Raw genomic sequence first — 10,242 nt, forward strand, 5'->3', positions numbered from 1 at the left:
CATCATTCACCGAGAAGATCAGAACGCCAGCGTTCCCGCATCAGCTCCGTCTCAAATTCACTCAGGCAGGTGTCCAGATAGCTCACCGTCACTGTCAGCTGGTCCTGGCATTCACTCACAAACAACCCGCTGCCCGGGGGTGCATTCACCGTCGGCAGGTGGATGGCATTGACGATCTCCCCACCGCAGAATGTGGTCATGCCTTCACCAAAACTGCCGGTGTAGGCGTGATAACAGGAGGCAATTTCACCTCTTTGCGCAAATCGGACCATGTCCAGCATCGTCTTGCCCGGCATGCGCCTCGTGAGCATCTGCAGCGAATTGAACGACAGGTGCCGCTTCAGTTTGAGATGTTCCATGTGCTGTTTCATGAGCACCTTGCTTGCAGCGCCCAGGGCACAGAGGTCGGCATCCTTCAGAATGAAGAAGAACATCGACATATGATTTTGGAAAATCGCCGTGCGCCCCGCGCTGTCCTTCGGACGCTGTTGCACTGGCATGGTCACCGCATATGACAGGTCAGAGTTCCCCCGTGATTGAAACACTGCCTGATGGCAGCGTGCGGCCAGTCCCGCATAGAAAAACGTGCGCATCATGTCCCCACCTATCTTGCTGAGTGTGAGCTTGATCCGCGCTGTTTCCTCCTTGGAAAACGTCTCCCACCGGCAGCAGCGGCGTCCGCTGACGACCTTGCCCTTGCTCACGGAAACAAACGGCTCCACTCCCAAATTCATGAGGTGCCTGCCACAGCTTTCACTTTCCTGAAACAGCTTCCACCACGGCTTGTCATTTTTCACGACTGGCTGCTGCGGCGAAACAGCCTGCGGATCCTCCCACACTTCATTCATGTGCTTGAAGAGCAGTTCCACCCCGGTGCCGTCCAGCAGCAGGTGTGACCAGTTCATCAGGATCGACCACGTTTGATCACTCGTGCGCACCACGTCCAGGCGAACGTGCGGTGGCCCCAGGGATGAGCGTACATGGCCCTGCATCCTTTTGCTTCGCAATGCAGAGATCGACTCAATCACGGAGTCTTCGATTCCTTCGACACCCCTCACACGATGGAATTCAATCGGAATGGCTGCGGCTTCCCCCGAGCATTCCCAATAGGGCAAGCCAAAGACACCATTCTTGCACAGCGTTGCATGCAGCAGCGGCAGGCGTTTCGGCAGTTCCGCCGCCAACCAGCGCAGGCGCCCGGCATCCGGCTGCCCGCTGACCTGAATCTCGCTCAAGGCATCCAGTCCGCGTCCGTCCGCAGACCGTGCGAGGTGATCCAGCGCCACGACAAAGCCATCGGTGCCGGAGATGGGATACTGCGGGATTCCAGAAGTGATCATGCCGCTTGCCCCATCACCAGCGCCGCCATGGCCTGTCCGCTGCGAAAATTGGCGCGGCTCAGTTCCGTCGGTTCCACCTTCTTGCCGAATCGTTCTTCGAGATGCATCACCAGCTGCATTACCCCCATCGAATCCAGCCCCGCCTCAAAGAAATCCGCCTCGGCACCGAAATCAGCAGGCAGATCAGGCAGAACGGTTTCACGCACGAGTTCGATCATGCTGCCGGGAGAGAGGTCGGTGGTGTCTGTCATGAATGCTTTTTATGCACGGGAGGGGGCTGGGTTGCAACTGCGCAGCTCGGACATCCAACACCCTTATAGACAGCAGAAGTCCTTCGTAGTAGAATACTTTTATGACACTCGTTTTACCAGACGACCCGGTAACGGCTTCCTTCAGCCCCAAGGACTTGCTGCTGGAACTGGCTTGCGCCCTCTACGCACGGAATCGAGTGAGCATGTCACAAGGCGCTCGGATGGCAGGATTGGAGAGGATGGACTTTCAGGAAGCCCTATGTGATCGGGATATTCCCGTTCACTATTCCACAGAAGATCTGCAGACTGATATGGAGTCAATCCAAGCCTTGCTGTCTGCATGATTGTCATAGCCGACACCTCGGTGTTGCTGAATCTCGCGCTTGTTGGTCAGGTTCAGCTTTTGCGTGCGTTGTTTGGCTCCGTCATCATTCCTCTTGCGGTGCAAACCGAGTTTGAACGGCTCTCTGCCTCGGGCGGACGATTTGCAGGATTAATCCTGCCGAATTGGGTGCTGGTGAAGTCATTTCAACAACTGAGCACCACTGATGAAGCCCTCGAACGGCTTGATCCTGGCGAATTTGCAGCCATCAGCCTCGCCATCGAATTGCATGCGGATGCATTGCTTATGGATGAAAGCGAGGGACGTGCCGTTGCTCAGGCGCACGGCCTCCGGACCATTGGCATACTCGGCGTCCTCATAAAGGCTCGTACCACCGGCCTTTTACCGGCCATAAGACCCGTGTTAGAAGACTTGCGCATTCGAGCCAAGTTCCGCCTTGGCGACGCTCTGGTGCGTCATGCTTTGTCCATGTGTCAGGAATAAACACTGGAGCTTTGTATCACGGATACTCATGCCCCAGATTATCATCTGTGATGATCTTGGCACCACCCCAGGCGGACTCCATGGCCGGGCGCCGGCACCAGTGCCACATGTTGCCGGGGACGGGAAGGGCTTCACCCTTGAGGAAGTCGAGCACGCCTTCGATCTGATCGGCGGCGATGACTGGCTGACCATCAATATGATAAGCTGCGAGAACTTTCTGCCACCGTTCCCGATTCGGTTCCAGCGGCGCATTGCTGGCCAGACAGTGATTCATGATCATCATCGTGTGCGGAAACACCTCCATGCCGGTGCGTGCAGCACGAGGTGACTCGGTGCAGTTCCAGAAGGCGATGCCGTCGGGGCCGAGGTGCGCTTTGACCTCGGTCAAAAACTCGCGTGAGAGCAGGGCTGAGGCGAACTCACGCCAGTGATGCGTGGTGTTCATCACGATGGCGTCAAAACGCGCATCGGGATGCTGCCGCAGCCAGCGCCGTCCGTCGTCGATGACCAGTTCCAGCTTCGGATTGGTCAGCAGACTGGCGACTTCGGGACGCGCACGGATGAGATCGAGGTAGCCATGGCTGAGCTCAATGGCGGTGACCTTTTTCACCTGGGGATGATTGACCAAAATTTGCGTCCACGATCCGCTGGCGACACCGATAACGAGGACGTTTTCAATGCGATCCCGCACGGCGGAAAGGAAGTAAGGTCTCACAAGCCAGGATTTCGGCTCCAGCTTCGTGCCGATCATGCCGTCATACGCTCCATTGCCATAAACGGCACCACTGGTGTCCACCGTGATGACGCCATGGCGTGATTCGATGGTCTGGGCGAAGTGCATGCCGTATTTGAAATCATGCTTGTACTGCAGGCGCTCGTAGAAGCCTTGGAAGGTGCCCACAGCGACGGCAATGACGCAAAGCGGCTGCAAGCGCTGATGAAGGGGCAGTTTAAATCGCCCAATGGATTCAGCCCAGAGCCACGAAACGAGCAGCAATGCCACGCTAAGCATCTGCATGCTCATCCATTCCATGAACAGAAACCCGGTGAGCAGACTGCCAGTTCCGGAGCCGATGATGTTGGCCAGATAGAGCCAGGACAGGCGGCTCCCGGTGTCTTTGTTGGGCGGAATCGCCGCCTGGCAGAGCAGTGGGAAAGTGACTCCCAGCAACGTGCCTGCTGCTATCACGAGGTAGAACCCATACTCCCAATAAGACTGCGTCGCCATGATGGCCGTGAGCGGCGCTATCATGAAAGCACCCACACTGGAAAGGAGAACCCAGCGCCCAAACTTGAGCCGCAGGTCACCGGTTTGTTTTAGAGTCCAAGGACTGAGAAGCGAACCGAGCGCGAGTCCGAGCAGATAGCTGCCGAGCATGTAGCCGAACACAGGGGCCTTGGAGGCGCTGGCAAAGTTGAAAACCCGTGACCAGATGATCTCCCAGGAGAGCGCCAGAAAGCCGGAAAGCGCAGACCATAGCAAAGCAGTGCGGAAAGGAATCTCGCATCCCGCATTGGCCGCAGGTTGCTTTGCATTGTCTGCCGACTCTGCGGCGGGTTTTCTCAAGACGAACAGCACAATGAGAGCAGCGGCGGCATTCAAACAGGCGGCGATGCGCGTGGTGCCGCTCATGCCGAAGCTGCCGAGCAGCCAGTGTGCGGCAATAAAAGCCCCGAGTGCCGCACCAAGCGTGTTCACAAAGTAGAGGCGGCTCACACTTTGGCCCACGTGGGCGGTGTCACGCACCTGATGAGCCACCAGCAGCGGCAGCGTGGCCCCCATGAGCAAAGTGGGCAGAAACACCAGCAGGAAGACGAGCGCACCGGTGGTGAGGCCGTGGGACTGCACGGAAGTCAGCGCACCGACGGCGTCGAACAACTTCAGCGAGATAAGACCGTAGGCTCCCACGCCGAGTTCCGCGAGACCGAACAGCAGCACGAGCGGTGCGCGCGTCGATTTGGAAATCCAGCCGCCTGCAATGCTGCCGATGCCGAGTCCGGCGAGGAAGGCCGCCACGACCATCGCCACGGATTCGACGTTGCTGCCGTAGATCGTCAGCAACGCACGCTGCCAGACGAGCTGGTAAATCAGCGCTGAAATGCCTGAAAGGATGAAAACGCCATGCAGAATGATGGCGTGGAGGCGGCGTGACATGGGATCACTCGAAGCCGTTGGCGCGCAGGAAGGTCAGGCTGTTGGGAATCTGCTCCAGAGAGGAGGGGGATTCGTCTTCGATGAAATAATGCTGCACGCCATTCTTGCGGGCGGCGGCGAAAATGGCTTTCCAGTCCATCTGGCCGGTGCCGAGAGTGACATCGTTGGCCACGTCGGTCTTGCCGGTGAGAAAGCCGGTGGCGACGCCTTTCTTCAAGTCCTTGAGATGCATGAGCTTCCAGCGGCCGCTGTATTTTTCCAGCAGCTTCACAGGATCCTGGCCTGGGAACACAATCCACAGGATGTCCATCTGCATGGAGACAAACTCGGGCTTCGTTTCCTTCAGGAAGAGATCGAGCAACGTGCCATCACCATAGGGCTCGAATTCGAAGCCGTGGGCGTGGTAGAACATCGTGATGCCTTCTTTGGCCAGTGCCTCACCGGCTTTGTTGAAAACGGCGATGGCATCGCGGCACTCGGCTTCGTCAAAGCTGTCCTTGTGGTCGATCCAGGCGCAGCCTGCATACTTGAGGCCGAGGGTCTTCGCTTCTTTCACCACGTTGTCGAGATCGTTCTTGTAGCGCGCGTAGGGGAAGTGGTTGCTGACGGCCTTCAGACCGCGCTGTTCGAGCTCAGCTTTGAACTGCTCTGCATTGAGATTGTAGGTGCCTGCCAGTTCGACCTCGTGGATGCCAAACTCCTTCACGCGGTCGAGCGTCCACGGTACACCGCGCAGGGTGAACTGGCTGCGCAGACTGTAGAGCTGCAGACCGGCGGCATTCGGTGCGTCAGCGGCGAAGATCGGCGCCGTGAGTGCAAGGGCGAGGAAGATGGATTTGAGTTTCATGAGTGGAGGGAAGATTTTTGAAGAATGGGGGAGCGAATGTCACGCCCGAACTTTAAACACGCCGAATTGCCGCAGCAAAGGCACCGTCCATTTGATCATCCGGTGGGAAGCTGTGGCGGAGTTTGACGGGTTCGTAACCGGGGGTGGCTTCGAGGACGCTGGCAACGAGTTGTTCGTTTTCGGCGGGCTCGATGCTGCAGGTGCTGTACACCAGAATACCGCCTGGCTTAAGGACGCGGAGGCAGTTTTTGAGCAACTGCGTCTGAGTTTCCACCTGAGCGGTGATGTCGGCGGGCTGCAGGCGCCAGCGCACATCGACCCGGCGGCGCATGACGCCGGTGTTGGAGCAGGGGACATCGAGCAGAATGCGGTCAAAACCGGCCCTGGCAAAATCGGGGATCTGCGGGTCCGCCCAGTCGTGCTGCTCGATTTGAGTATTGGCGACATGGAGACGGTGCAGATTGCCTTCCAGACGGCGCAGGCGGCCCGGGGCGACATCACAGGCGATGATCTCGCCGGTATTTTCCATGAGCTGGGCCAGCAGGGCGGTCTTGCCACCGGGGGCGGCACAGGCATCCAGCACGCGCTGGCCCTTCTGTGGGGCGAGCAGGCGCGGGGCGATGGCGGTGCTGGGATCCTGCATGTACACCCTGCCCACGCTTAAATCTTCACGTGGCAGGTGGTCGCAGATGATGAAATCTTCCGTCGTCTCGTTCATCTGCGGGTAGAGGCGGTTGATGCGGGCGCAGATCGGGGCCGGGACCTGATTCCACTCGCAGAGGGCAGTCGTTTTAGCCTCGCCGAAGAGACCGAGCCAGTGCTCGATGAGCCATTTCGGATGCGAGGTGCGCGTTTCCAGCGGTAGCGTGGCTGTCATGGCCAGCAGTTCTTCCGATTCCCGGCAGGCACGACGCAGCACGGCATTGATCAGGCTCCGCGCGCGGCCGGTGGCGGCCACGGTTTCATTCACGGCGGCGTATTCTGACACCTTGAGAATCAATACCTGGCATAGGCCGATGCGCAGGCCCCAGCGGCTGCGGTGGTCGAGGTGTTTGTCCTCGGTGATCACGGCGATCCAATGGTCCAGCAGGGATAGATTGCGCAGTGTCGTGAGGACGATGTCACGCAAAAAGGCGGCATCGGGCAGGCTGAGACCGCAGTCGCGCTGGATGTGGTCCATCAAATCTGCGGCAAAACGTTCTCCGCCGGACCATTCACCCAAAACATCCAGCGCCATGCCTCGGATGGGGACGGTGGGCTGGCGGGAAGAGGAGGGCTGGCGTGGTTGACTCATGGGCTTTACGACTAAGGCGGTGTGGCGCTGGACACAAGCCGCCCTTTGTCTGCGGTGGGAGGAATGATTGACAAACTTCCCGCCCCCGCCTTTATAGATGGCCCCCCGCCTTTTTCACCCGCCCAACCACACCTGACCATGGATTTTATCGCCAAGAACATCGCCGAAGTAGCCCCTTCAATGACTCTTTCCATCACCGCCCAGGCGAAGGCATTGAAGAAGCAGGGAGTGGACGTCCTCAGCTTCGGAGCCGGTGAACCCGACTTCGACACGCCTGCACCCATCATCGCCGCTGCCGTGGAAGCCCTGAATTCCGGCAAAACCCGCTATACCGAAAGCGCCGGCATCCTCGAACTGCGTGAAGCCATTGCTGCAAAGCTGATGGTGGACAACAACGTGCAGTATGAGCCCTCCCAGATCAGCGTGAACTGCGGTGCCAAGCACTCCTGCTACAACGCCATCCTCGCCTGCGTGAATCCAGGTGACGAAGTGATCATTCCTGCCCCATACTGGACGAGCTACCCTGAGATGGTGCGCCTTGTCGGCGGCATTCCCGTGATCGTCGAAACCAAGCGCGAAAACGGCTGGAAGCTCACTCCGGATGAGTTCGAGGACGCCATGTCCCCGATGACGAAGATGATCATCCTGAACACCCCCGGCAATCCGACGGGCTCCATCTACAGCAAGGAAGAACTCACCGCACTGGCCGATATCGCCGTGGGTGAAGGCATCGTCATCCTGTCTGACGAAATCTATGAGAAGCTGGTCTACGGTGGCAATGAGCACATCAGCATCGCCTCCCTGAGCAAGGACATCTACGACCACACCATCACCATCAACGGTTTCTCCAAGGCCTATGCAATGACCGGCTGGCGTCTGGGCTACACCGCCGCTCCGAAGAAGATCGCCGAAGCTATCGACACCATTCAGAGCCACACCACCAGCAATCCAACCAGCTTTGCCCAGTATGGTGCGCTGGCCGCCCTGCAGATGGATCAGCAGATCGTCAGCGACATGCGTGATGAGTTCGACGTGCGCCGTCAGTATATGCTGGGCCGCCTGAACAACATCAAGAACGTGCGCGTGGTCGAGCCCATGGGTGCCTTCTACTTCCTGGTCGACATCGAGCCGACGCAGATCAAGAGCGTGAACTTCTGTGAAAAGCTGCTCAGCAAGCAGAAGGTCGCCATCGTTCCCGGCGTCGCCTTCGGTGCCGAGCACACCGTGCGTTTCAGCTACGCCACCGGCCTGGACGTGATCAACGCCGGCATGGACCGCTTCGAAGAGTTCTGCAATCAGCACTAATCCCGCACCGTTGCTTTAAACGGCCAGCATCGTCTTCAACTGCTAACCTCCAAACATCATGGGCATCTACAACAACATCGTCGAAACCGTCGGCAAAACACCGCTGGTGAAGCTCAACAAAGTGACCGCCGGCCTCAATGCCACGATCGCTTTGAAGTGTGAATTCTTCAATCCGCTCGGCAGCGTGAAGGATCGTATCGGTGCCGCCATGATCGAGGACGCAGAGAAGCGTGGGATTTTGAATGCTGACAGTATTATCGTGGAGCCCACCAGCGGCAACACCGGCATCGCCTTGGCGTTTGTCGCGGCAGCGAAGGGCTACAAGATCATCCTGACGATGCCTGAAACGATGTCCTTGGAGCGCCGCACGCTGCTCGCTCTTCTGGGTGCTGAACTCGTGCTCACGCCTGGTGCGCAGGGCATGAAGGGTGCCATCGCCAAGGCCACCGAACTCGTTGCCAGCACGCCGAACGCCTGGATGCCACAGCAGTTTGAAAATCCCGCCAATCCTGCCATTCACTCGAAAACCACCGCTGAAGAGCTGTGGGCCGACACCGATGGCAAGATCGACATCCTCGTCGCCGCCGTTGGCACGGGTGGTACGATCACTGGCGTGACCGAAGTCCTGAAGCCGCGCAAGCCAAGCTTCCAGGCCATCGCCGTCGAGCCTGATGCCTCCCCGGTCATCAATCAGACACTCGCCGGCCAGCCCGTGCAGCCCGGTCCGCACAAGATCCAAGGCACTGGTGCAGGATTCGTCCCCACCAATCTTCACCTCAAAGACAGCGCTGGAAATGCGCAGATCACGGAGTGCATCAAGGTCAGCAATGACGAAGCCTTCGCCATGGCCCGCCGCCTGGCCAAAGAAGAAGGCATCCTCGTCGGCATCAGCACTGGTGCCAACGTGGTCGCTGCCATCGAAGTCGCCAAGCGCCCTGAAAACGCCGGCAAGCTGATCGTCACCGTCGCCTGCTCCACCGGCGAGCGCTACCTCTCCACCGCGCTGGCTGATGAAGCCCGTGCCAAAGTGGGGGCGTAAGCCTCCCAAGTGCGAATGAATCCCGAATGCCAGGACGCCTTGACGGGTGACTGGCTTCGGTTCCCTTCGTCACTCTTCTGAACCAGCTGTTCACCGCTTTCAAAAACCACCCTTTATGTCCCAACTCGATTCCATCTCCCAAGAACTCCCGGCCACTGGCATGGAAAAGTTCCTGGAGGACAATGCCCGCAAGCTCGTCTGGCTTTTCATCATCGCGGTGGTCGCGATCATCGCCTTTGGCGTGATCAAGCATCAAAACACCCTCAAGGCCAATGAGGCGGCAGAAGCCTTCACGGGAGCCAAAACGGTGGAGGACTGCGATCTCGTCATCTCGCGTTATCCCGGCTCCAATGCCGCTGCCAACGCGCTGCTGCTGAAGGCGGATCTGCTCTGGGACCAGAACAAGAAAACCTCCGCAGTGGAAGCCCTCAGGGAATTCACCACCAAGGATGCCAGCAATCCGCTGGCCGTTTTTGCACTGCTCGGCCTGGGCTCCAAGCTCGATGCCATGGGCGAAACCAAGGAGGCTCAGGCCATTTTTGAGCGCATCACCAACGAATTCGCCTCCAGCGAGGCGGCTCCCTTGGCGCAAGTCCGCCTGGGGGACCTCCTGTGGGCGCAGGGCAAGACTGAGGAAGCCAAGAAAGCCTACGAAGAGCTTGCCGTGAAGTTCCCTGACATGCCTGGTTTCCAGACCATCAGTCAAAACCGTCTCGGCTGGATCGCTGCCTCACTGCCGACCAAGGAGGTGGATGCCCCGCCTGCTCCGAAAGTGGAGCCCAAGCCTGCCGCCGCCGTCCCTGGAATGCCCAACATCAAACTGAATGCAGTCAAGAGCGGCATCGGTGCCGCCACCGCTCCGGTTTCAGTGCCTGCGCCAACCGCTGCAACGATGCCTGCACCTGCGGCGACCACGCCTGCTGCTGCTCCTGTCCCCGCGCCAGCAGCAGCACCTAAGGCTCCAACTTCGCCAGCTCCTGCGCCTGCTGCCCCCGCCCCAGCTGCTATTCCTGCTCCCGCAGCAGCACCTGCGACTCCAGCTTCGCCAGCTCCTGCACCTGCTGCAACCACGCCAGCTTCTGCACCAGCAGCAGTGCCTGCTCCTGCAACAACACCGCCTGCCTCTCCAGCGCCAGCAGCACCGGCGGCTCCAAAGCCCTAAAATAGCACGACGGACACTTTTGT

10 protein-coding genes are annotated in these 10,242 nt (G+C 58.9%); 5 read left to right on the plus strand and 5 right to left on the minus strand.

Annotated features, from left to right (window positions below; all coding sequences use genetic code 11):
- Positions 1-2: 2 nt before the first annotated feature.
- Together AC24GY_RS20805 and AC24GY_RS20810 are read right to left on the minus strand one after the other, a co-directional pair.
- Positions 3-1,340 carry a hypothetical protein gene (locus tag AC24GY_RS20805; protein ID WP_422320400.1) on the minus strand — a complete coding sequence of 446 codons (1,338 nt, stop codon included), beginning with the start codon at positions 1,338-1,340 and terminating at the stop codon, positions 3-5.
- A complete protein-coding gene (locus tag AC24GY_RS20810; RefSeq protein ID WP_422320399.1) occupies positions 1,337-1,591 on the minus strand; it encodes an acyl carrier protein in 255 nt (84 codons plus the stop codon). Before AC24GY_RS20810 ends, AC24GY_RS20805 begins: the two co-directional genes overlap by 4 nt.
- Positions 1,592-1,692: 101 nt before the next feature.
- On the opposite strand from AC24GY_RS20810, the gene AC24GY_RS20815 reads away from it, so the two are divergent.
- Together AC24GY_RS20815 and AC24GY_RS20820 are read left to right on the plus strand one after the other, a co-directional pair.
- Positions 1,693-1,935, plus strand: coding sequence for a UPF0175 family protein (locus AC24GY_RS20815; protein WP_422320398.1), 243 nt, complete (start codon positions 1,693-1,695; stop codon positions 1,933-1,935).
- A complete protein-coding gene (locus AC24GY_RS20820) occupies positions 1,932-2,417 on the plus strand; it encodes a PIN domain-containing protein (RefSeq protein ID WP_422320397.1) in 486 nt (161 codons plus the stop codon). Before AC24GY_RS20815 ends, AC24GY_RS20820 begins: the two co-directional genes overlap by 4 nt.
- Positions 2,418-2,433: 16 nt before the next feature.
- Here the strand turns inward: AC24GY_RS20820 and AC24GY_RS20825 are convergent, their stop codons facing one another.
- The 3 genes from AC24GY_RS20825 to AC24GY_RS20835 are packed head-to-tail and all read right to left on the minus strand — an operon-like array spanning position 2,434 to position 6,713.
- Entirely contained in the window at positions 2,434-4,572 is a 2,139-nt protein-coding gene (locus AC24GY_RS20825; protein ID WP_487686764.1) for a fused MFS/spermidine synthase, read from the minus strand.
- A 4-nt stretch (positions 4,573-4,576) separates the two neighbouring features.
- Positions 4,577-5,419, minus strand: a complete 843-nt coding sequence (locus tag AC24GY_RS20830; protein ID WP_487686765.1) for a sugar phosphate isomerase/epimerase family protein — start codon at positions 5,417-5,419, stop codon at positions 4,577-4,579.
- Between the two features lie 52 nt (positions 5,420-5,471).
- On the minus strand, positions 5,472-6,713 hold the full coding sequence (locus tag AC24GY_RS20835; protein WP_487686766.1) for an RsmB/NOP family class I SAM-dependent RNA methyltransferase: 1,242 nt from the start codon (positions 6,711-6,713) through the stop codon (positions 5,472-5,474).
- Positions 6,714-6,851: 138 nt separating this feature from the next.
- Between AC24GY_RS20835 and AC24GY_RS20840 the strand changes: the two genes are divergently transcribed.
- The 3 genes from AC24GY_RS20840 (at position 6,852) to AC24GY_RS20850 (ending at position 10,219) form a co-directional block, all read left to right on the plus strand.
- Complete coding sequence (locus AC24GY_RS20840) at positions 6,852-8,018, plus strand: pyridoxal phosphate-dependent aminotransferase (protein WP_487686767.1); 1,167 nt, start codon at positions 6,852-6,854, stop codon at positions 8,016-8,018.
- Between the two features lie 58 nt (positions 8,019-8,076).
- Positions 8,077-9,057: a cysteine synthase A gene (cysK, locus tag AC24GY_RS20845; RefSeq protein WP_487686768.1), complete on the plus strand. Its 981-nt coding sequence runs from the start codon at positions 8,077-8,079 to the stop codon at positions 9,055-9,057.
- Positions 9,058-9,172: 115 nt separating this feature from the next.
- The gene (locus AC24GY_RS20850; protein ID WP_487686769.1) at positions 9,173-10,219 is read left to right on the plus strand and encodes a tetratricopeptide repeat protein; all 1,047 of its coding nucleotides are present in this window, start codon (positions 9,173-9,175) and stop codon (positions 10,217-10,219) included.
- Positions 10,220-10,242: the final 23 nt, after the last annotated feature.

Source organism: Prosthecobacter sp. Pr1, assembly GCF_057652315.1.